General features: G+C 59.2%; 22 protein-coding genes. 3 read left to right on the plus strand and 19 right to left on the minus strand.

Annotated features, from left to right (window positions below):
* Nucleotides 1–23 precede the first annotated feature (23 nt).
* Nucleotides 24–1,442 carry an FAD-dependent oxidoreductase gene (locus tag FEZ62_RS09410; RefSeq protein WP_069898365.1) on the plus strand — a complete coding sequence of 473 codons (1,419 nt, stop codon included), beginning with the start codon at nt 24–26 and terminating at the stop codon, nt 1,440–1,442.
* A gap of 191 nt (nt 1,443–1,633) precedes the next feature.
* The gene (gene hemE / locus FEZ62_RS09415) at nt 1,634–2,701 is read left to right on the plus strand and encodes a uroporphyrinogen decarboxylase (RefSeq protein ID WP_069898364.1); all 1,068 of its coding nucleotides are present in this window, start codon (nt 1,634–1,636) and stop codon (nt 2,699–2,701) included.
* Nucleotides 2,702–2,764: 63 nt separating this feature from the next.
* Here hemE and FEZ62_RS09420 read toward each other — a convergent pair whose 3' ends face one another.
* From FEZ62_RS09420 to FEZ62_RS09510, 19 genes are all read right to left on the minus strand, one after another.
* Complete coding sequence (locus tag FEZ62_RS09420) at nt 2,765–4,000, minus strand: dienelactone hydrolase family protein (protein WP_172927474.1); 1,236 nt, start codon at nt 3,998–4,000, stop codon at nt 2,765–2,767.
* Between the two features lie 79 nt (nt 4,001–4,079).
* The gene (locus tag FEZ62_RS09425; RefSeq protein ID WP_172927475.1) at nt 4,080–5,315 is read right to left on the minus strand and encodes a beta-ketoacyl-ACP synthase; all 1,236 of its coding nucleotides are present in this window, start codon (nt 5,313–5,315) and stop codon (nt 4,080–4,082) included.
* Nucleotides 5,315–6,043, minus strand: a complete 729-nt coding sequence (locus FEZ62_RS09430; RefSeq protein ID WP_172927476.1) for a 3-ketoacyl-ACP reductase FabG2 — start codon at nt 6,041–6,043, stop codon at nt 5,315–5,317. The genes FEZ62_RS09425 and FEZ62_RS09430 overlap by 1 nt, the downstream gene beginning before the upstream one ends.
* Complete coding sequence (locus tag FEZ62_RS09435) at nt 6,036–6,503, minus strand: hotdog family protein (RefSeq protein WP_172927477.1); 468 nt, start codon at nt 6,501–6,503, stop codon at nt 6,036–6,038. The genes FEZ62_RS09430 and FEZ62_RS09435 overlap by 8 nt, the downstream gene beginning before the upstream one ends.
* Nucleotides 6,503–7,699 (minus strand): beta-ketoacyl-[acyl-carrier-protein] synthase family protein, encoded by a 1,197-nt coding sequence (locus FEZ62_RS09440; RefSeq protein ID WP_172927478.1) that lies wholly within the window; start codon nt 7,697–7,699, stop codon nt 6,503–6,505. Before FEZ62_RS09440 ends, FEZ62_RS09435 begins: the two co-directional genes overlap by 1 nt.
* Nucleotides 7,699–8,193, minus strand: a complete 495-nt coding sequence (locus FEZ62_RS09445) for a hypothetical protein (protein ID WP_172927589.1) — start codon at nt 8,191–8,193, stop codon at nt 7,699–7,701. Before FEZ62_RS09445 ends, FEZ62_RS09440 begins: the two co-directional genes overlap by 1 nt.
* Before the next feature lie 85 nt (nt 8,194–8,278).
* Nucleotides 8,279–9,535 (minus strand): NAD(P)/FAD-dependent oxidoreductase, encoded by a 1,257-nt coding sequence (locus FEZ62_RS09450; RefSeq protein ID WP_172927479.1) that lies wholly within the window; start codon nt 9,533–9,535, stop codon nt 8,279–8,281.
* Nucleotides 9,522–11,882 carry an MMPL family transporter gene (locus tag FEZ62_RS09455; RefSeq protein WP_172927480.1) on the minus strand — a complete coding sequence of 787 codons (2,361 nt, stop codon included), beginning with the start codon at nt 11,880–11,882 and terminating at the stop codon, nt 9,522–9,524. The genes FEZ62_RS09450 and FEZ62_RS09455 overlap by 14 nt, the downstream gene beginning before the upstream one ends.
* Nucleotides 11,872–12,477, minus strand: coding sequence for an outer membrane lipoprotein carrier protein LolA (locus FEZ62_RS09460; protein WP_172927481.1), 606 nt, complete (start codon nt 12,475–12,477; stop codon nt 11,872–11,874). The genes FEZ62_RS09455 and FEZ62_RS09460 overlap by 11 nt, the downstream gene beginning before the upstream one ends.
* On the minus strand, nt 12,474–12,899 hold the full coding sequence (locus FEZ62_RS09465; protein WP_069898355.1) for an acyl-CoA thioesterase: 426 nt from the start codon (nt 12,897–12,899) through the stop codon (nt 12,474–12,476). Before FEZ62_RS09465 ends, FEZ62_RS09460 begins: the two co-directional genes overlap by 4 nt.
* The gene (locus FEZ62_RS09470; RefSeq protein WP_172927482.1) at nt 12,889–14,433 is read right to left on the minus strand and encodes an aromatic amino acid ammonia-lyase; all 1,545 of its coding nucleotides are present in this window, start codon (nt 14,431–14,433) and stop codon (nt 12,889–12,891) included. The genes FEZ62_RS09465 and FEZ62_RS09470 overlap by 11 nt, the downstream gene beginning before the upstream one ends.
* Nucleotides 14,414–15,355: a glycosyl transferase gene (locus FEZ62_RS09475; protein WP_172927483.1), complete on the minus strand. Its 942-nt coding sequence runs from the start codon at nt 15,353–15,355 to the stop codon at nt 14,414–14,416. The genes FEZ62_RS09470 and FEZ62_RS09475 overlap by 20 nt, the downstream gene beginning before the upstream one ends.
* Complete coding sequence (locus FEZ62_RS09480) at nt 15,352–16,086, minus strand: glycosyltransferase family 2 protein (RefSeq protein WP_172927484.1); 735 nt, start codon at nt 16,084–16,086, stop codon at nt 15,352–15,354. Before FEZ62_RS09480 ends, FEZ62_RS09475 begins: the two co-directional genes overlap by 4 nt.
* On the minus strand, nt 16,079–17,743 hold the full coding sequence (locus FEZ62_RS09485; RefSeq protein WP_172927485.1) for an AMP-binding protein: 1,665 nt from the start codon (nt 17,741–17,743) through the stop codon (nt 16,079–16,081). Before FEZ62_RS09485 ends, FEZ62_RS09480 begins: the two co-directional genes overlap by 8 nt.
* On the minus strand, nt 17,740–18,285 hold the full coding sequence (locus FEZ62_RS09490; RefSeq protein WP_172927486.1) for a hypothetical protein: 546 nt from the start codon (nt 18,283–18,285) through the stop codon (nt 17,740–17,742). Before FEZ62_RS09490 ends, FEZ62_RS09485 begins: the two co-directional genes overlap by 4 nt.
* Nucleotides 18,282–18,539 (minus strand): acyl carrier protein, encoded by a 258-nt coding sequence (locus FEZ62_RS09495; protein ID WP_069898349.1) that lies wholly within the window; start codon nt 18,537–18,539, stop codon nt 18,282–18,284. Before FEZ62_RS09495 ends, FEZ62_RS09490 begins: the two co-directional genes overlap by 4 nt.
* A gap of 12 nt (nt 18,540–18,551) precedes the next feature.
* Nucleotides 18,552–18,812: a phosphopantetheine-binding protein gene (locus FEZ62_RS09500; RefSeq protein ID WP_069898348.1), complete on the minus strand. Its 261-nt coding sequence runs from the start codon at nt 18,810–18,812 to the stop codon at nt 18,552–18,554.
* Nucleotides 18,787–19,602 carry a lysophospholipid acyltransferase family protein gene (locus FEZ62_RS09505; RefSeq protein ID WP_150547816.1) on the minus strand — a complete coding sequence of 272 codons (816 nt, stop codon included), beginning with the start codon at nt 19,600–19,602 and terminating at the stop codon, nt 18,787–18,789. The genes FEZ62_RS09500 and FEZ62_RS09505 overlap by 26 nt, the downstream gene beginning before the upstream one ends.
* Nucleotides 19,575–20,291, minus strand: a complete 717-nt coding sequence (locus FEZ62_RS09510) for a beta-ketoacyl synthase chain length factor (protein ID WP_172927487.1) — start codon at nt 20,289–20,291, stop codon at nt 19,575–19,577. Before FEZ62_RS09510 ends, FEZ62_RS09505 begins: the two co-directional genes overlap by 28 nt.
* A gap of 279 nt (nt 20,292–20,570) precedes the next feature.
* Here FEZ62_RS09510 and FEZ62_RS09515 point away from each other — a divergent pair, with 279 nt between their 5' ends.
* A complete protein-coding gene (locus FEZ62_RS09515) occupies nt 20,571–21,338 on the plus strand; it encodes a ParA family protein (protein WP_069898345.1) in 768 nt (255 codons plus the stop codon).
* The last annotated feature ends 11 nt before the right edge of the window (nt 21,339–21,349 follow it).

The following is a 21,349-nucleotide window of genomic DNA, read 5'->3' on the forward strand; positions in this document are numbered from 1 at the left end:
CGTAGCTGTTGAGAGGTTTTGAAATGACTGAACGTCTGAATAACGACTTCCAGTTCATCGAAGTCGGGCGTAAAGACCCGAAGAAGAAGCTGTTGCGTCAACGTAAAAAAGAGTTCGTCGAAATCTACGACAACTTCAAGCCTGCGGTCGCGGCTGATCAGGCGCACCGTTGCCTGGGTTGCGGTAACCCGTATTGCGAATGGAAATGCCCGGTCCACAACTTCATCCCCAACTGGTTGAAGCTGGTCTCCGAAGGCAACATTCTGGCGGCTGCCGAACTGTCGCATCAAACCAACACGCTGCCGGAAGTGTGCGGCCGCGTTTGCCCGCAAGACCGTCTGTGTGAAGGGGCCTGTACCCTTAACGATGGCTTCGGCGCGGTAACCATCGGTTCGGTCGAGAAGTACATCACCGACACTGCCTTCGCCATGGGCTGGCGTCCGGACATGTCCAACGTCGTGCCGACCGGCAAGCGTGTTGCCGTTATCGGTGCAGGCCCGGCGGGTCTGGGTTGTGCCGACGTACTGGTGCGCAATGGCGTGACCCCGGTGGTGTTCGACAAGAACCCGGAAATCGGCGGTCTGCTGACCTTTGGTATCCCCGAGTTCAAGCTGGAAAAGACCGTGCTGAGCAATCGCCGCGAAGTCTTTACCGGCATGGGTATCGAGTTCCGTCTGAATACCGAAATCGGTAAAGACATCAGCATGGAACAGCTGCTCGCCGAATACGACGCCGTGTTCATGGGTATGGGCACCTACACTTACATGAAGGGCGGTTTCCCCGGCGAAGACTTGCCTGGCGTGTATGACGCGCTGGATTTCCTCATCGCCAACGTCAATCGCAACCTGGGTTTCGAGAAGGCGCCAGAAGACTTCATCGACATGAAGGGCAAGCGCGTTGTGGTGCTCGGTGGTGGTGATACCGCCATGGACTGTAACCGTACCTCGATTCGTCAGGGCGCCAAGTCGGTTACCTGTGCGTATCGCCGCGACGAGGCCAACATGCCCGGCTCGCGTAAAGAAGTGAAGAACGCCAAGGAAGAGGGCGTGAAGTTCCTCTTCAACCGTCAGCCGATCGCAATTGTCGGTGAAGACAAGGTCGAAGGCGTCAAGGTTGTCGAGACGCGTCTCGGCGAACCTGATGCACGCGGTCGTCGCAGCCCTGAGCCGATCCCGGGCTCCGAGGAAATCATTCCCGCAGAAGCGGTACTGATCGCCTTCGGTTTCCGTCCAAGCCCGGCGCCTTGGTTTGAACAGTTTGAAATCCAGACTGACAGCCAGGGCCGTGTGATTGCGCCGGAGCAGAGCACGTTCAAGCACCAGACCAGCAACCCGAAAATCTTCGCCGGTGGCGACATGGTGCGCGGTTCTGATCTGGTTGTGACGGCGATCTTCGAAGGCCGCAATGCCGCCGAAGGTATCCTCGACTACCTCGGCGTCTGAGCCCGCGCGACAATTTGTAACGCGGCAAATCGTCACGATAGACAAAAGGCACGGCACTCGCCGTGCCTTTTGTATTGGGGTCTGCGAAAATGCGCGCAGATCTTTCTCGTGCCGGCGACTGCAAGGATGCAGTGAGTGTGACGCCGCAGGATGCGAAGCCGAAACCCAATGACTGATAGAGAACTGTGCACATGACTGCCTTGAAGAATGACCGCTTCCTCCGCGCCCTGCTTAAGCAGCCTGTAGACGTGACGCCGGTATGGATGATGCGTCAGGCCGGTCGCTATTTGCCGGAGTACCGCGCGAGCCGCGCCAAGGCAGGCGACTTCATGAGCCTGATGATGAACCCGGAGTTTGCCTGCGAGGTCACCCTGCAGCCGCTGGACCGTTATCCACAGCTGGACGCGGCCATTCTGTTCTCCGACATTCTGACCATCCCGCACGCGATGGGTCAGGGCCTGTACTTTGAAACGGGCGAAGGTCCGCGCTTCAAGAAAGTCATCAGCACCACCGCCGATGTTGAAGCCCTGCAAGTGACAGATCCGGAGAAAGACCTCGGCTATGTAATGGACGCAGTGCGCACCATTCGCCGCGAGTTGAATGGCCGTGTGCCGCTGATTGGTTTCTCGGGCAGCCCCTGGACGCTGGCGACTTACATGGTTGAAGGCGGCTCATCGAAAGATTTTCGCAAGATCAAGGCGATGCTTTACGACAACCCGGAAGCCATGCACGGCCTGCTCGACAAGTTGGCGCAGTCGGTTACCGCCTACCTCAATGGGCAGATTCTGGCAGGCGCACAAGCTGTGCAGATCTTCGATACCTGGGGCGGTAACCTGTCGTCCGCGGCGTATCAGGAGTTCTCGCTGGCGTACATGCAGAAGATCGTCAACGGCCTGATCCGTGAGCATGAAGGCCGTAAGATTCCGGTGATTCTGTTCACCAAAAACGGTGGCCTGTGGCTGGAGTCGATCGCCGCAACCGGCGCTGACGCACTGGGCCTGGACTGGAGCTGCGACATTGGCGAGGCGCGCAAGCGTGTCGGCGCTCAGGTTGCACTGCAAGGCAACATGGACCCAACCGTGCTGTACGCCAAGCCAGAAGCCATTCGCAAGGAAGTTGCACGCATTCTGGCGAGCTACGGCAACGGCAGCGGCCACGTGTTCAACCTTGGCCACGGCATCACCCCGGAAGTCGATCCAGCCCACGCTGGCGCATTCCTAGAAGCCGTACACGAGTTGTCTGCGCAGTATCACCAGTAAACAAAAATGCGCGATGCGGTTCTACAACCGCATCGCGCATCAGCGTTGTACATCTTTCAGGCGTTACTTGCCTTCGCTCAGAGGCCAGTTGGCCATCAGCGTATTCGATGGCAGCTGCTCATCAAGCAACTTCTTCGCTGACGCCGCGCCAGCCACTGGCAAGCCGCTCGGATCGAGCAGACCAATCTGCACCAGTATGCTGGCCTGATCCCAGTAGATGTGCTCATGGCACAGCTTATCGCCACGGAACTTGATCACACCCAACATCGGAATCTCGACGTATTTGCCGGTCGGCGCAACGTTGGGCAGCATCCAGTCGATGGCTGTGGTGTGGGTGAAGCACATGATGAATTCATCCACAATCTGCAGCGCGCCCACGGTGCGTGAGATTGGAATCAGCTTCATGTCGGGCGGATTGCCGTGGACGAAGTGGTTCTGGTAGAAGCGGCTCAAGTCCTTCTGCCCAACACCGCCAGTCATGGTTGGGATGTGGTTTACATAGGGTTCAGCAACCATTGTCGCCATGGTCGCGGGAACATCGCGATTGCCGAACTCATGCAGAATGTGTTCTTCCCACAGGGCGGACAGGTCGAAGTGAGGGCCGATCTCGCGCTTGAGTGCGGCAATGCTGCGCTCGTGAGCCATCTGCGCCGATGGCTTGTCGTAATGCATGCCACCTGCCCGGGCAAAAGCATGGTCGACGCCTGGGTAAGTGTAGATTTCAACCTTGTTGTTGCTGGCCAGGCGCTCGCTGATCTGCGCGCGTGCGGCGGCGTCGCAGTAGCCGTCATTCTCGGCGAAGTGCAGCACCAGTCGGCCCTTGAGTTGGTCCGCCTCATCCAGCATATGTTCGATGCCCATGCCGTAATAGCCGACGGCGCACGCCACAGATGTGCGCGTGGCGGTCAGCCAGGCGAGCTTACCGCCCAAACAGAAACCGACATAGCCCAAGCCTGAGTCCTCAACTTCGGGCATTGCCTTGAGTGCGCTGAGGCTGGCGTCGATGTCTTCGATGGCTTTATCAATATCCAGACGCTGGAACAGGTCGATGGCCACTTTGAAGTCGTCTTCGCTATAGCCCAGCTCGATGTTCGGCTGCAGCCGCCAGAACAGGTCGGGTACCAAGGCTACATAGCCTTCTTCGGCGTAGAAGTCGGCGACGGCGCGCATGTTGGAGTTGACCCCGAAAATTTCCTGGCCAATTACCACCCCCGGTCCTTTGCCGCTGGCTGGAAGAGCCAGATAGCCGCCGAAAGTGGCGGTGCCGTCAGTGGCCTTTATCTCGATCATCTTGCCCATGTCACGTGCTCCACGTTTTTGAGTGAATATTGCTGGGTATTGTTTTAATGCTGTCTGAATTCGTCGCGTGCCGAAACCCTCAGCGCCAGCGTTTGAAAATAAGCGAGGTGTTGACGCCGCCGAAGGCGAAGTTGTTATTCATCACGTAGTCGTTGTGCATCGTCCGGAACTCATCGCGCAGATAATCAAGCGGGCCGCAGCGAGTGTCTACCTGAGCAAGGTTGAGGGTATGCACATATTGGTTGCTGTTGAGCATCTCGATACAGAACCATGACTCAAGCGCGCCGCAGGCACCGAGAGTGTGACCGAGAAAGCTCTTTTGCGATGAGATCGGCATGCTCTCGCCAAACAGGCTGCTGGTGGCGAGCGTCTCGGCGATGTCGCCTTGTTCGGTGGCGGTGCCGTGGCCGTTAACGTAACCGATGGCCTGCGGTTCCAACTCGGCATCCTGCAAGGCCAATTCCATCGCCCCGCGCATGGTCGCCTGCTCGGGCTTGGTAATATGCATGCCGTCGGCATTGCTGCCAAAGCCGACGATTTCAGCATGAATTTTCGCGCCACGGGCCAGCGCATGCTCAAGCTCTTCGAGCACCAGCATGCCAGCTCCTTCACCGATCACCAGGCCGTCGCGGCTGTTGTCGTAAGGGCGTGGCGCACTCTGCGGCGTATCGTTCTGCAGGCTGGTGGCGTAAAGCGCATCGAAGACCATTGCCTCGGTTGGGCAAAGCTCTTCTGCGCCCCCGGCCAGCATCATCGGCAGGCGGCCAAACTTGATCGCTTCATAGGCATAGCCAATGCCCTGGCTGCCGCTGGTGCAAGCACTTGAGGTGGGAATCAGGCGGCCTTTGAGGCCAAAGAAAATACTGATATTGGCCGCCGTAGTGTGCGGCATCATGCGGATGTAGGAGTTAGCGTTGAGGCCGTCCGCCACCGAATTTAGCAGCATGTTGCCGAACGCCTTGATCTCATCGGTGCTACCCGTTGAAGAGCCGCACGCCACGCCCATGCGCCCATCCTGAATGGACGGATCGCCGAGTAGCTGCGCATGTTCCAGCGCCCGCTCAGCTGCGTACACCGCCAACTTGGAAACCCGGCCCATGCTGCGCAGTTGTTTGCGGGTCCAGTGTTTGGGCGTGCTGAAATTATCGATGGGGCCGCCGAGGCGGGTGTTCAATTCGCTGTAGCGATCCCACTCATCCATACGCCGGATGCCGCTGCGATTGGCGCGGAAGTTGGCTTCGATAGTGGCCCAGTCATCACCCAGCGAACTGACGCCAGCCATGCCGGTGACCACGACGCGTTTACACCCTGGCATCAGCACAGACCTCCATTGACTGCGAGAACCTGGCGGGTGATATAGCCCGCCTCCTCAGACATTAAAAAGTTAACGGCGCCCGCGACTTCTTCCGGGGTGCCGAGACGTTGCGCCGGGATCATCTTGAGCAGGTCATCAATCGGTACATGGTCATCGAGCATGTCGGTATCGATCAGTCCGGGGGCGACGCAATTGACCGTGATCTTGCGCTTGCCGAGTTCAATCGCCAGGGCTTTCGCCGCGCCAATTACCCCGGCTTTCGAGGCGCTGTAATTGACCTGGCCGCGATTGCCGATAAGCCCGGAAACCGAGGTGATGCAGACGATCCGCCCGGCTTTGCGGCGGCGAATCATGGGCATGGTCAGCGGGTGCAGGACGTTATAGAAACCGTCGAGATTGGTGCGCAGCACCTGATCCCAGTCGTCCTCGCTGAGCGCCGGAAAGGCGCCGTCTCGGGTCAGGCCGGCGTTGCACACGACACCGTAATAGGCGCCGTGAGTTTCGATGTCCGCCTCGAGTTGTTCGCGGCAGGCCGTGCGGTCTGCCACATCGAACTGGAGGATGCGCGCGGTTTGGCCAAGCGCGACGATTTCGGCTTGCACCTGTTCGGCGTCTTCACGGCGGCTGCGGCAATGCAGCACCAGATCATGCCCGCTGCGTGCCAGACGCAACGCGATGGCGCGGCCAATTCCGCGGCTGGAGCCGGTTACCAAGATAGGGTCAGACATGTTTTTTGGCCTCGCCGGATTCTGCTAAGTATTGGCTTGCATTGGGTGGCTGAAATACGTTCAGGCGGGCGCTGGCAAGGATTTTTGGGCCGGTCATTTCGCACTCGAAAACCGCCATGCCGTTGTCGTCCTGCAGCGAGCGCAGCGCTTTGATGGTTAAGGCTGTGCCCGCTGCAAAAGCCTCGACATTGCAGGTGTACTTGCGTGTACCCAGCAAAAATCCCAGCGCCACCGGCTCATTGGCTGTGCGCGCATGGCATCCGGCAAAGGCGGCGATGGTTTGCGCCATGAGTTCGACACCGACCCAGGCGGGCATGCTGCCGTCGGCCTGACTGAACAGGCCACCGGCTTTAACCAGAACACGGGTTTCGATGTCATCGACGCCAAAGCGGATAACCTCGTCAATCAACAGCATGTCGCCCGAGTGGGGAACGAGGTCCGCCACAGAAAACAGACTCATCAAACAACTCCCAGAATCAGGCTGACATTACTGCCGCCAAAGGCGAATGAGTTGCTCATCGCAACGCGCGCGGGTGTGGTGAATGCATAACCCGGGCTGGCAAACTGCAGGCGCGGTAACTGCGGGTCGAACTGGCCATCCCAGATATGCGGAGGCGCCAATTGCTGACGATTGTGTTCGCTAAGCGTCAGCCAGCAGAACGCCGCCTCCAACGCCCCGGCCGCGCCAAGCGTATGGCCGCTGAGGGGTTTGGTCGATGAGCTACAGACTCCGTCGGGGAAAACCGCCTGTACGGCGAGTGATTCCATTGCATCGTTGTGCAGCGTCGCGGTGCCATGCAGGTTGAGGTAGTCGATATCACTCGCTGCAAGACCGGCGGCCTGCAGCGCTTTGTGCATGGCTTGCTGGGCGCCCAGTCCGTTGGGTTCGGGCGCCGAGATGTGGTGCGCGTCGGAGCAGGCGCCGCCGCCGAGCAAGGCAATGGATCGCGATGATGGATCATTGGCCTGACGTGTCATTATGAACAACGCAGCACCTTCGCCAATATTGATGCCCTGGCGATTGCTTGAAAACGGGTTGCAGCGCTCGACGGTGACCGCTTCCAGTGCGCTGAAGCCATTCAGGGTCAGACCGCACAAGCTGTCTGCACCGCCACACAGCACCACATCGCAAATCCCCTGGCTGAGCAGACGATGAGCGCTGAGCAACGCCCGGGCGCTCGAGGTGCACGCAGTGGAGATGCTATACACCGGGCCGCTCAAACCTAGCCATTCACTCAGGAACGCGGCAGGCGCTGCAATTTCCTGCTGCGCGTAGTTGTAATCCGCAGGTAACGCGCCTGCTGCCTCGAAAGCCGCAATGCCTTGCGAGGCTTCATCAATTCCCGAGGTGCTGGTGCCGATGACAACAGCCACGCGGTGGCTGCCGAAGCGTTCAATTGCCAGGCGAATTTGCGGCTCGATCTGCAATGCGGCGGCCAGCAGCAATTGGTTATTGCGGCTCGCGCAGTGTTGCATGCCGGCCGGCATCGGCGGCAGCGTAGCGTCTACCGCGCCGATAGTCAGCGCCTGGTCCGTGACCCAGCCACTGTGCTTGCGCATACCGGAGGTATCGCCCTTGAACAGCGCCGCTGCAACCGTTTCGCAGCTTGTGCCGAGTGAGCAGATCACCCCCAAGGCGTTTAAGTAACTGGGCATCAAGGATTCTCGTCGTCGGCTAGTGGGCTGAACTGATATCGCACGTGTTCGCCTTTCTCCAAAGTGAAATGTAATTCGTCGCTGTAACTCACCCGCCAATCAGGGCGCAGCGTGCGTTGCATGGCGCTGCCGGTCCAGCTGTCTGCGGGGTAATTATCCCTCAGGCCAGGCACTGTGCTGAGTGAAAATAACAGGGCTGAAAATAATTCACGGGTTTCATCATTGGGCGGCAACAGGCCTTCGTCGTGCCACTGGCCAGCGCTCAGTTGCTGGCGCGCCAGTGGTGTGCCGATAAGGTCGAACAGCGACCAGCGCGACCCCTGTGCCTGCGGCTGAATGACCAGTAGCCAGTCCTCAGTCGTATCGTTTGTCTGGCGTTGCACATGCATCGACACCGGCAGCGATGTATACAGCTGCGGCTCGCCTTGCGGCAATGGCGTGCGGGCGGCGCAAGCACTCAGCACAAGGCACAGGCTGATGCAGAGAATGCGCATTTTCACGACGGCACCCGCGAGGCGTGGCTTTGCAGAAACCAGAAACCGAAGCGGGTCTTTCCAATGTAAGTCGCGGCCGGGTTCATCACAGTCCTTGCTGCTTGGGCGCACACAATTGAGCCAGCACATTGAGCCGGCGCTTGGGGTCGCTTACGTAAGGGTTGGATTCATCCCATGCATAACCTGCAAGGATCGAGCTGATCATGCGGCGGATTTGCGGTGCGGCATTTTCAAAGAAGATGACGTCCTGCAATGAGCCGTCGTACCAGCCCTCCACATAAGCGCGGAAGGTATCCACGCCTTTCTTTAACGGCTCGGCAAATTCGCGCTGCCAGTCGACCTGCTCACCAGTTAACTGACGATGCAGCACCGCTGCCGCCATGCTGGCCGAGCGCATGGCAATGGTCACGCCCGAGGAAAATACCGGATCCAGGAACTCGGCCGCATTGCCCAGCAATGCGAAGCCATGGCCATGCATACGCTTAACATTGGCCGAGTAGCCGCCCAGTGTGCTCACGGGTGTGTCCCATACGGCATTGGCCAGAATCGCGTCGAGTGAGGGCGCTTGTCTGATCAATTCGCGCAGGCTGGCCTCTGGGTTGTCGCCGAGGCTTGCATAGCGCGAAGCGTCCGCCACCACGCCGATAGAGGTGCGACCGTTGCTGAAGGGAATGGTCCAATACCAGACATCACGCAACTCGGGATGGGTGCTGATAAGAATTCGCTCACGGTTGAAGGCCGGGCTGTCGATGTGGTCTTCAACGTGGGTGAACAGGGCCTTGCGCACCGGGAAGTTCGAAGGTTGTTCGAGGTCCAGCAAGCGCGGCAGCACGCGGCCATAGCCACTGGCGTCGAGCACAAATTCACAGTCGATCAGGTATTGCTGCGCATCTGTCAGGCGCTTGACCCGCAGTTGCGGCGTGGCCCCGGAGAAGTCAGCGGCAACCACCTCTTCTTCATAGCGAATCTCAACACCTTGGCGCTGCGCCTCATCCGCCAGGATTTTATCGAATCGACTCCGCTCGACCTGAAAGGTTGAGCCTTTACCGACCGTGTATCCGTCGCGAAAGTCGATGTCGGCAGAGCGCTCGCCGCAAGCAAATGCAGCGCCATGCTTGACCTGAAATCCGGCTGACTCGATAGCCTCAAGCATGCCGGCTTCCTCAATGAAGTCGAGGCAGTGCGCGAGCAGGCTTTCGCCAATGGAGAAGCGCGGGAAGCGCTGGCGCTCAAGCACCAGTACATCGTGGCCATTGCGTTTAAGCAGGGCGCTGGCAATGGCGCCGGCGGGGCCTGCACCAATGACGACGACCGTACGCTTGAGTGTTTCAACTGGCTGCATGTTGCGTCCTTGCCTGATTGATATCGGCTGATTGAGACGGGGCAGAAGGCTGGCCCGGGGTCGCCCATGGCGAGTAGATAAAACTGAACAGCAGGCCCAGGCTCACGGTCAGGCCAAAGTTGGCAATCGCTGGGGTACTGCTGAACAGCAGCAGGCCGAACGACAGCCAACTGGTCAATGCTGAAAGCAGTGTGCCGATCAGACTCACCGCTTCGCCTCCCACAGATTCGCGCATCAGAATGGCGTAGTCGATACCAATGGCTGTGATCAGCAGCAGGCCGAAAACGCTGAACAGTGTCAGTGGTTGGCCCAGCCAGCCCAAGCAGGCGAGGGCGGTGATTGCCGCGAGCAGTGGCAGGCTGACGACGCGCAATGCGCCACGCAGGCCAAATGGAATGCACAACAACACGACAATGGCGGCGCAGGAAATCAGTTTGAGTGTGGCGGCGCTGATTTGCGTCTCGGTGAATAACGCGTTGAGTTCGCCCAGCCGGTCGATCAGCTCGACACCTTCAAGCCCGTTGGCGGCGTCATCAAGCAAGGCTGTGGCTGTTTGTCCGTCGAGGCTGACCAGTCCGCTCACGCCGCTGGCGCTTTTGCCCATCCACAATGGACGCCATGGCTCTGCCAGTGTTTGTTTAAGAGTCTCATCGAGACTCGGACGTGGCTGATGCAGCAAACCTTCGACTTCGGCATTGAGCGCGGCTTCGGCAATACCCGCATCAAGCAATGGTTGCCAGTGTTGGGGCAGAGCCTGCAAGGCTTTGTGCAAATTATCGAGCTGCTCGTCAGGCAATATCAGTTGGTTGAGCGAGCGATAGCCGCGCAGTTGATTGTTGCTGACGAGTGCATCGAGGCGCTCGCTCAAGGCCGCCTGACGCGCGAGTAGTTGTTGCTCGTCTGCCGCCCGCACCAGATAAAACTGGCTGGTGGGCTGTTGCCCGGTAAGTTCGGCAATCCGTTGCGCTTGCGCCGCGAGTTCGGGCTCCTTGCCCAGCCACTGGCGTAGATCGTTCTGGGTGTGCAGTTGCGCGATACCGCCCAGGCAAAACAACGGCACGCCGATAATCATTGGCCAGCGAGCTTTTTTAATGCACCACAAGCGCGCTGCCAACAGGCCGTTGGCGAGATTGAGTAAACTCCGCCCAGGTTGCAGTTGCATCCCCTTGAAACAGGCGGGAAGCAGGCAGATTGCGCACAGATAGGCGCCGATCAAACCGGCGGCCGAGAACACTGCGATCTGAGTTAATGCCTGAAAGGGTGTGAAGGCCAGCGCGACGTAACCCAGCAGATTGGTCGCAAGGCTCAGGGTCAGTCCGGGCAGGGTTGCACGCATCGCGCTCCAGCTCTGCCATTGCTGCTGCGCCCAGCATTTACTCAAATAGTGCTGCGGGTAATCAATGGCCACGCCGATCAGGCTCGCGCCAAGAATCAGGGTGAGCGCATTGATCTGGCCGAACCACAGCACGCAGGCGCTGGTGCCCGCCAATAGCGCCACCGCAACGGGCAGCAAACTCAACAGCACACGGGGGCGCCGGTAGGCGAACAGCAGCAGCGCAATTAAACCGACAATGGCCGCGCCGCCGAGCAGGCTGATCTCTCGTGTGGCTTGGGTCTGGCCGGCGTTGGCATAAAGTACACCGCCGCTGGCGAGCAGTTGGCCGCCAGCGGCTTGTGCCTGCTCACGGGCCTTGGCGACATCTGCGGCGACCTTAGCGGGGGCCTGCAGATCAAACGCATCGCCGTGGCTCTGCGCGCGTACCAGTACCCATGTCATGGCGTTGTCGTTGATCAGCAGCGCGCCGCTGCCGAGGTCGACCTGAACATTACTGTGCGGGTTGAGCGTGGTTTGCGCCTTGGCTGTCAGGCCCAGCCAGTCTTGTTCGAGGGGCACCAGACTGAAACCTGCAAAGGTATCGAACAACTCGCCAGCGCGACGTTGGACAAACTCATCGGGCTGATTGATCAGCAGCGATTTTTCTGCCGCCGGTAGCAACGCCAGGCGCTGCGCCAGCAGTTGTTGGCGCAGGTCTGACAAGTCATTGCGCACGCTCCATTGAACGGCGGAAAAATGCTGGCTCTTGCGCAGTTGTCCGGCAATGGCTTGCGTCAGTTGAATGGCTTCGCGCCGTTCACGGTGGCCGACCAGCAATAGCAGCTCGCGGTTGAGTGGCTCTTGTATGCGCTGTTCCGCCGCGCGGATTTCGCCATCAATCTGATTGCCGGGCAGCAACGCCAACAAGCTGGCGGCCACGGGCGGCCCACTGCGCCATTGCCATGCTGCAAGGCACAACAACGCCAAGAGGCCTATGCCGAACAGGCGCGGCAGTGTGCGCTCAGTCTGCAAAGGCGTCTCGCTCGTCTGCGGTTAGCGCATCGCTGGCCTGGCTGTCCGGGAGCTTTAATAACGTGCGGTCGCCCTGTGTTTCAAACAGCTCGATACGCTGCACAAGCGTCGCACCCTGAATCTCGATGTGGCTGAATATCTGCTGGAGCAGCAGCGCTCGCGGCGTCAGGGTTAGCGTCCAGTCATCGCTTGTGCCTTCCAGCTGCAAGGTGAAGTCGGCTTCAAGCCCTGTGCGGTCACCGCGCAGCAGTGCCAGAAATAGCCGACTTTGCTGCGCGGCGGCATTGTTGCCGGGCTGCACTTGCCAGCCATTGGCCGTGCGCTTGGCGATGCCGTCTGCGTTGATCCGGTAGTCCTGCGCAATAGGGGTTTTCAGTTGCCACAGCAGCCCGGTATCGGCGGCCAATACAAACAGGCCGCGGCTGGTGAGAGGCCGGGCCATGGCGCGCAAATGTTTTTCCTGAACGAACGGGCCGCGCACAACCGGGTGTTTGCCGAGTTGTCTGCTCAGGTCATTGAGGTCAAACGCCTGCGCCAGCGGAACCAGTAGCAGGCAGCCCAGCATGCAGACTACGCGCAAGTAAAAGCGGCTCATGGCAGCGCGGCCTCAACGGCGTTCACAAACACCCGTGGTGAGGCCATCTGCATTTCGCGGCTGGCGATTTCAACTGCCACTTGCACGCTGCTGGCGCGCGTCATGCGCTCGCCGGTTGCAAAGTCGCTGATCAGGTAGTGGATTTTCAGGCGGTTTTCCCACTCGACCAGATCGGCGCGCACGATCAGCTTTTGGCCAAACGTCGCGCCGCGGATATAGCGCAGCTGCAGATCAATCACTGGCCAGGCATAACCGGCGTCGCGCATTTGCGTGTAGTTATGGCCAATTTTATCGAGCAGAGCGCAGCGCGCCATTTCGAGGTATTTCACGTAGTGGCCGTGCCAGACGACCTCCATCATGTCGATATCAAAGAAGGGTACGACGACTTCGCAATCAACCTGCAACACGCCACTACTGCGCATAAAGCCTCCAATGCTGATCGCGGATGCGGGTCAGGCACAAGCGCAGCTCGCCTTCGAGGGCGCGGTCTTCGATCACCGGCGCAAAATCGGCAGCCAGTTGTTCCCGCATGTTCAGCAGTGGCTCGGGCAGTGGCCGCGAGTTGTCGCGCATTCTCAACCAGACTCCCTGATTGGCCGCCAGCAAGGTGGCGGCGGCAACCTGTTCGGTCAACTCGAGGCTGCGCAAGGCATCACGCGCGGCGATGGTGCCCATGCTGACCTTGTCCTGATTATGGCATTCGGTCGAGCGTGAAAAGACGCTGGCGGGCAGGGTGTTTTTCAGGGCTTCGGCGGTCCACGCACTGGCACCGATCTGTACGGCCTTGAAGCCGTGATTGATCATCGCCGTGGCGGCGGGAGCTCCGGACAAGTTGCTTGGCAGGCCGTGGTTGTAGCGGCTATCGACCAACAATGCGAGCTGACGGTCGAGCAGATCGGCGACGTTACCCACCAGGTTCTTCAGGCTGTCCATCGCAAAGGCGATATGGCCGCCGTAGAAGTGACCGCCGTGCATCACTCGTTCGGTTTCGGCGTCGATCAGGGGATTGTCGTTGGCGCTGTTCAGTTCGGTTTCGATGAATTGGCGCAGCAGGCCCAGGCTGTCGGCAAGCACGCCCAAAACATGGGGCGCGCAACGCAGCGAGTAGCGGTCTTGCAGGCGATGCAGTGCGGGGGTTGGGCCGGTAATGGCGAGGTCTTCGCGCAGCCATGCCGCGACTTGCATCTGTCCCGGATGGGGTTTTGCCGCAAACAGGCGTTGATCAAAGTGTTCCGGGTTGCCTTCCAGCGCAACCACGTTCAGCGCGGTGATGCGCGTTGCCAGTTGCAGTAAATAGTCGGCCCGCGAGTAGGCCAGACACGCCAGCGCAGTCATCACGGCGGTGCCGTTCATTAACGCCAGCGCCTCTTTCGGGCGCAATGTCAGCGGCGTCCAACCGAGCATTTGGTGCACTTCAAGGGCGCTGTATTGACGGCCTTTGTAGAGCACGTCGCGTTCGCCACTGAGGGTCGCGGCAACGTAAGACAGCGGCGTCAGATCACCGCTGGCGCCGACCGAACCCTCTTCGGGAATCAGCGGCAGGATGTCGTGTTCTAGAAAAGCCTGAAGACGTTCAAGCAGCTCGACGCGCACCCCGGAAACACCGAAGCACAGTGATTGCAGGCGAGCCGCCAACACTGCGCGCGTTGCTTGCGGGTCGAGCAATTTACCCAGGCCGCAGCCGTGGAATGTATAGAGATGGCGCGGCAAGGCTTCGACTTGATCCAGCGGCACGGCGACCACGCAGGAGTCGCCATAGCCTGTGGTAACGCCGTAGATCACGCCTTCTTTATCCAGCAGGGTGTCGAGAAAACGTGCGCCCTTGGCGATTTTTTCGCGGTACCCGGCGTCCATTTGCAGGTGAGCGCTGGCGCGTTGCTTTGCCAGCGCGACAATGTTCTCGATCGAGAGGTGAGTCTCGCCGAAAATCACCGGTTCAGGCTGATGTGTCGTCATCTGAATTCCAAAACGGATAAAAGTTGAACCACTGTTGTGGTGCGTCCAGGCAGCGTTCAGCCAGTCGATCAGCGAAGCGTTGGGTCCACTCGCGGATGACCGCGTCGCGGTTGCTGCGCTTCCATTGCACTCGCGTGGCAAAAGGCTCGAGCAAGATTTGATAACGACCGGCGATTTTCACGCAGCTGAGCAAGTTCACCGGACAATCGAGGAGTCCGGCCAGCAGCCAGGGACCTTGCGGAAAAGCGGCCGGCTTGCCGAGGAAGTCGACCGTGACATGGCGCCCGCCGTGCAGCGGAATGCGGTCACCGGCGATCGCCAGCCATTCGCCGCGCTCAATTCGTTCCGAGAGTTGCAGCATGGTCGCCGGATTCAACTCGCTGACCTGAATCAGGCGCATGTTGCGGGCACCGGCTTCACCGAGCAGTTGGTTGAATTGTTCGGCGTGTTTGGTGTGCACCAGAACATTCATGGTCACCTTGTCGCCCAATTCAGCCAGCGCGCGACACACTTCAAGGTTGCCCAAATGCGCGCCCACCAGCATTTGCCCGCGTGGCGCGTGCATCAGCCCGCGCAGGTTGTGCGGGTCGATCAGATCAATATCGCGGGCGCTGAGTTTGCCGCGCCAGATATCCAGTTTGTCGAGTAAAGCGTCGGCAAATGCCATGAACTGGGCAAACACTGAGCGCAGGCTTGGAGGCGGGGTTTTACCGCTCCAGTGCATCAGGTTGAGCTGATAATGGCGAATGCTGCGTCTGGCCTTGGCACCGAATATGAAGAAATACAGCACGATCAAATACAGCAGCGGGCTGATCAATCGTCGGCCGAGAGTCCGCGTGGCCACGACCGTAAATTTCATCATCCACAGGCTGCCGCGTTCCTGTTGGGCGGCCCAGTGCTGGTCATTTTCTGGTCGGTTCATCGTCGGCCCCGGCTCCAGATGATTTTCGGCGCTCGCAGCAACATGCCGAAGAACAGCTTGGCGTGCATTTTCGAGATCAGCAGGTTGTCGTGAACCAGACGAAAATGCGAGAGGCCGTCCAGCGGGTAATGCACCTGGGTCGGCAGCCATTCCATGGGTTGGTTTTGCCATGCCATGCGCACCAGAATTTCCGGATCGAAATCCATGCGCCTGCCCAGATTGACCCGGTTGATTAAACTGACCGTACTCGCCAGCGGATAAACGCGGAAGCCGCACATGGAGTCGCGTATCTGCAATGACAGGCTGTTGATCCAGACCCACACGTGAGTCAGGTAGCGTGCATAAAGACGGCCCTTGGGCACGCTGGCGTCGTACTCGGGATACCCGCAGATAACGGCGAGCGGGTGCTCGCGCGAGCACTGCAGAAACGCCGCGATGTCATTGAGGTTGTGTTGGCCGTCGGCGTCTACTTGCAAGGCGTGGGTGAATCCCAGCAGTTGCGCTTCGCGCAGGCCCGCCATCACGGCGCCCCCTTTTCCCTGATTGTGCAGCAGGTGCACGGCGTAGCAATCGGGCTGGCTGGCGAGCGTTTCAATCACCGCTGTACAGGCCGGGCTTGAGGCGTCATTGACCAGAATGCAGGGCAATTTTGCTGCGCGTAAGGCCTCGACCACATGCATCAGCGCATGTTCGTGGTTGTACACCGGGATGACTGCGCAGGGCTTATGCATGCTGGGCCAGAAGAATGCGTCCGGATGAACACGGAGCATTGCTGTTAGTGAAAGAGAAATACAACTTACTGCGGTTTGCATCGAAACGCAGTGACAGTTGGACGCGGTCCCCCGGACGCATCAACTGCTGGAATTTAAGTGCTTCCATGCCGGTAAACCGGGGCTGTAGATCCGCAATCAACTGCCGGGCCAGATGCAGTGCCCAGTCTATCTGCACCACGCCTGGCACTACTGGCGCCCGGCTGAAGTGGCCACTGAAGTGCGCGAGATCAACCGGAACCTGAAGCTTTATCAGCAGCCCGTCAGTTGTTTGTTCAATGCTGTCCGGTATTACCTGAGTCGGCCTTGGCGCCGCGAGCAACTGCTCAATGCGGCTTTGCGCCAGCTTTCCCTGACTGTTGTACGGCAACTCGGTGTAAAGCCGCCATTGGCGAGGCAGGGCAATGGGCTCCACATGGCTCGACAGATGAGTGCGCAACGCCTGAGTGGTGGCTCGTCTGCCCTGATTGCGCAGGGCATGCAAGCCGGCAGGGCTTAGCGCAATGAGCGCGCCGACAACGGCACGGCCCAACTGGCGCACGCCCACCCGGGCATCTGTTACCCACGGATGCTGAATCAGGGTGTTTTCCAGCATGGGCAGCGAGATGCGTTTTTCTTCGAGTTTGATGATGCGATCGAGGCGTCCACCGAGCAGAAACCGGCCATCGGCTTCAATCTGCACGGCATCAGCGGTTTCTTCACGGTGTCCGGCTGGCAAGTACGGCGAGGTCAGGCTGAGCGCCCCTTGCGGGTTGCAGCTAACGGCTACTCCGGCGAACGGTTGCCAGTGCTGGCCACCCTGCCGCCAGCCAATTCCGCCGGTCTCGGAGCTGCCATAAATTTCGGTTGGGAACTGCTGCAAGCGCGCTTGCAGATAAGCAGCCGCCTCTTCGGGGAGTGCGCCACCGGATGAAAAAATCTTGCGTATGCGGCTCAGCGCTGACCAGTCCAGATTATCGCTGGTGCGCTTGAGCAGAGCGGGGCTGGCCACCCAAATGAACGCGGAGTGAGGCAGGCTGGCGCGCTGCATGTCTTCACTGAATGGCAGCGTCTGGCGAAGAAATACGCGCCCTGCGCACAGCGGCCAAAGCACGCGGAACAGCAAGCCGTAAATGTGCTGCGCCGAGACGCTGGAGATAACGGCGGCGCTGCCAATTTCCGAGCCCCAGAGTTGTTCGAGTGCAGCGACTTCGTTGGCCAATTGCGTAAGCGTTTTGTCGATCAGCTTGGGTTCACCGCTGGAGCCCGAAGTGCACAGCGTCAGCAGGCAGGCATCTGTGGCGAGGGGGCTGGCTTGCGCGGGTGTACAGCCTTGAGTGTCTGGCAGGGCATCCAGCCAGAGGTCTGTCTGGCTTGCGAGTCGGGCGCGGGTCTGGGGTTGCGCATCAGCGGGGAGCAGCACTGTGACAGACGCTTGCCAGGCGGCAAACAGTGCAATCGCCAGTTCGGCTGCATCGTCCAGATGAAGCGCTACGCGTTGAATCTTGTGAGCTGCAAAGTAGCCTGCCAGCTGTAACGCCTGCTGGCAGAACTGCTGGTGATTGAGTGCAGGTTCAAGGGTAATGCTGCGCTGAGCATCCGGCTCGAGGAGCAATGCCTCAAGGGCAATCCATTTCATGCAATTCTTCTTACGCGTTGGCGAACAAGCCATTCAACAGCGAACAGCAGGCCCATCAATAAATAGGCAATAAAGCCGTTGTACAGCGTCCACCAAGCCAGTGGCGCCCATAATGTCAGCGCTGCCGCGATTAGCGCGTTGCAGCAAAAGAACCCAGCCCAGACCTGTGTTACCACTCGCGTGTAGCGCACGGCCTCAGCCGGCAGTTCGGGTTCGCGCAGGCGTGCGAGCCGCTCGATCAGCGGCGGGCCGTAGCGCAGGCTGAGCAGGAATACGCACAACAAGATGCTGTTCAGTAACACCGGATACCAGCGCAGTAATGCCGGTTCACCGGCAATGCCCAGTACCACGCAGCACAGCAACGCGGCCAGCGCCATCCAGCGCCCGCCTGGCCGTTGCTGTGCTGTCAGCAGGCGGGCGATCCACAGTGCGCCGAGCAGCAAGGCAAATACTCTGGGCGACAGGTGCTCGATCCCGAAGTACACCGCAAATGGATACGCCAGTCCTGCCGCTACCAGAACGAGGCCTAACAATCGGCTCATGCGCGCTCTGGGTTAACCAGTTTGTACACGGCTTCGACCACGTCACTGACCGTGCGTACCGACTTGAATTCGTCGGCGGCGATTTTCTTGCCGGTTTTACGCTTGATGTGATCAATCAGGTCGACCGCGTCGATGCTGTCGATTTCAAGGTCCTGATACAGGTTGGCCTCGGGGCTGATGTCGGCGGCGTCGAGTTCAAACAACTCGACAAGGGAGTCGCGCAGGGTGCTAAAAATTTCATCACGATTTTGCATGTTTTAGCGCTCTCAAACGGCCTGGCGTGCAGATACAAAAGCCGCCAGGTTGGCCACATTGGCGAAGTGTTGGCGCGTGTCCTTGTCCTCTGCATCGATCTTGATGCCAAAGCGTTTCTGGATCGCCAGCCCCAGTTCGAGGGCATCTACCGAGTCGAGGCCGAGGCCATCACCAAACAGCGGCTGGTCGGTCGCGATGTCTTCAGCCGACATGTCTTCGAGCCCCAGCGAGTCGATAATCAGGTTTTTAATTTCGTGTTGTAATTCGCTCATCTGTTGCGAGCTCCTTTATGAAGTATTGATGTAGGTAATCATTGAGCTTGCGCGAGGCTATCGGCGCCGGCGCAGCGGCCTTGAATTGTTGCGGGTCGATGTCTGCACCCACACGGAGTTGGATGTGCACGCGCCGGGCGGGAATGCTGTACCACGGTTCGGCTTTGGTCAGGGTGGTCGGTGTTACGTGAATGGTCACCGGCGTCACGCAGTGAGCGCCGCGGATGGCGATGGCCGCAGCACCCCGGTGGAATTCGGGCGGCTTGCCGGGTGTGGTGCGGGTGCCCTCGGGGAAGATGATCAGGCATTGCCCGCCTTGCAGAGCTGCTGCCGCTTCATCGAGCATTTCCACGCTGCCGCTGTTACTGATGTACTGCGCCGCACGGATCGGGCTGCGCATACAAGGGTTGTTCCACAGGCTTTGTTTGACCACGCAATTGCTGTTGCGAATCAGCGAGATCAATACGACTACATCAATCAGCGAGGGGTGATTGGCGATGATCAACTGGCCCGGCTTTCCCAAGTGTTCGGCCCCTTCGACCGAATAGGTGAGAACCCCCAGGCGGTACATGATCTGCACGAAGGCGGAGAAGCTTTTATTGATGACTCGTCGGGCTCTCGTACGACGACTGACGGCGTCGCCCGGCAGCAAATTCAGGATTGGGAACACCACCACGCTCAAGATCATGCCGCCCAAACCAAAGATCAAAAAGCTCAGCGCTGTGGCAACCAGTCGCCATGCATAGGGTGGGCTGTAAGCGCTCACTTTTGCTTGCGTGACCACATCCATTGGCGGCGGCTCCAGTAATGGGTGATTTCCTGCTGGTCGTTGTTAAGCGCCCGGAGCAAACTCAGAGGGTGCGGCCACTCACTGCGCGGGCCGCTGCCGGTTTGCAGGCCCAGCTGCCAATCGTCGCCTGGTGTGAGTAAAAGCCCCACGGCGTAGGCGAACGGTATGTCGTCGATGAACGATGTATAAAGCGCCGGCGGTTTTTCTTCTGCAATGACCACCAGCACCGCGGGTGCACCTTCATGGAGCAATAGACAAGCTTCTTGCACCGCATGTTCCAAGCCGTCACCGGCGGCGGCCAGGGCGGACATCTCACTGGTGTCGGCGCGCAATATCGACCACTGGCCGATAATTGCGTTATGCACGCTGAGGCTGAACTGGGTGGGAGAGAGCGGCTCGCCACGTGCCAGGTCGTGAAGAATCGCCAGTGTGCGCGGGGTTTCGCCGTGGCGCGAGGCAAATATGAGCGGCAGCCTGGGGTGTGATTCAGCTAACGGCCAGGCAACATTGAACACCATTCGCGCCAGCCGGCTTAAGCGCCTGCGCTGCATGGGCGCGAGAAAACTAACGTCGGGTTGCTGCTGCTCATCCGCCACGCGCACGGGCGCCTGACACCAGTCACGCCACTGTTGCGAGCTTTCCAGACTGGGGGCCCAGGCTCGCCATTGTTGTATTTTGAAGTGCATCACGGAGGGAATTCCTCGCCCCTGCGGGCGTCCTTGTCAGCTGCGGCAGTCCTGTTCATCGGCCAAATTGCATGCGTTTAAGCCAATTCTCAGTAAGGATGTGAGAGTTGGGCTGTCGAAATTTACCTGGCAAAGTGCTGGCATTATCTCGATGGCCGGGGGGTTGCGCAAACTTTGGCGCCAGTTTTTGCCTAACGGTCGGGCTCAATTGCTGAGGAACCTCGCCGTTGTCATGTAATGTGCATAGAATCGATGTCAATTCAGGGATTAGGAGCGAATCAGATGCGGCGTGTAGTTTTTAATCAGAAAGGGGGTGTGGGCAAGTCGAGCATTGCCTGCAATCTTGCGGCAGTCAGCGCCTCACAGGGCTATCGTACGCTGCTGATTGACCTCGATGCGCAGGCCAACTCCACGCATTATCTGACCGGGCTTACGGGGGAAGAAATTCCGGTAGGCATCGCTGATTTCTTCAAACAGACGCTATCCAGCGGGCCTTTCAATAAAAAGGGCAAGGTCGATATCTACGAGACCCCGTTTGATAACCTGCATGTGGTCACGGCGACGGCCGAGTTGGCTGACTTGCAGCCCAAGCTTGAGGCCAAGCACAAGATCAACAAGCTGCGAAAGTTGCTCGATGACCTTTCGGAAGATTACGACCGCATCTATCTGGACACGCCACCGGCACTCAATTTTTATACCGTTTCTGCGCTGATAGCAGCTGATCGCGTGCTTATCCCGTTCGATTGCGACAGTTTCTCGCGCAATGCGCTGTACGGTTTGCTGGCTGAGATTGAAGAGTTGAAGGAAGACCACAACGAAGGCCTGGAAGTTGAGGGCATCGTGGTCAACCAGTTCCAGCCTCGCGCCACGCTGCCGCAGCAGTTACTGGATGAGTTGGTGGAAGAGGGCTTGCCGGTGTTGCCGGTGAACCTGATGAGTTCGGTGAAAATGCGCGAGTCGCATCAGGCCTGCACGCCGCTGATTTACCTTGAGCCGCGACACAAGCTGACCCTGCAGTTTGTCGAGTTGCACGACCTGCTGCAGCAGTAGCGGTAAACGCG

This window comes from Pseudomonas sp. MS19 (assembly GCF_013277615.1).
Classification (GTDB): Bacteria; Pseudomonadota; Gammaproteobacteria; order Pseudomonadales; family Pseudomonadaceae; genus Aquipseudomonas; species Aquipseudomonas marincola.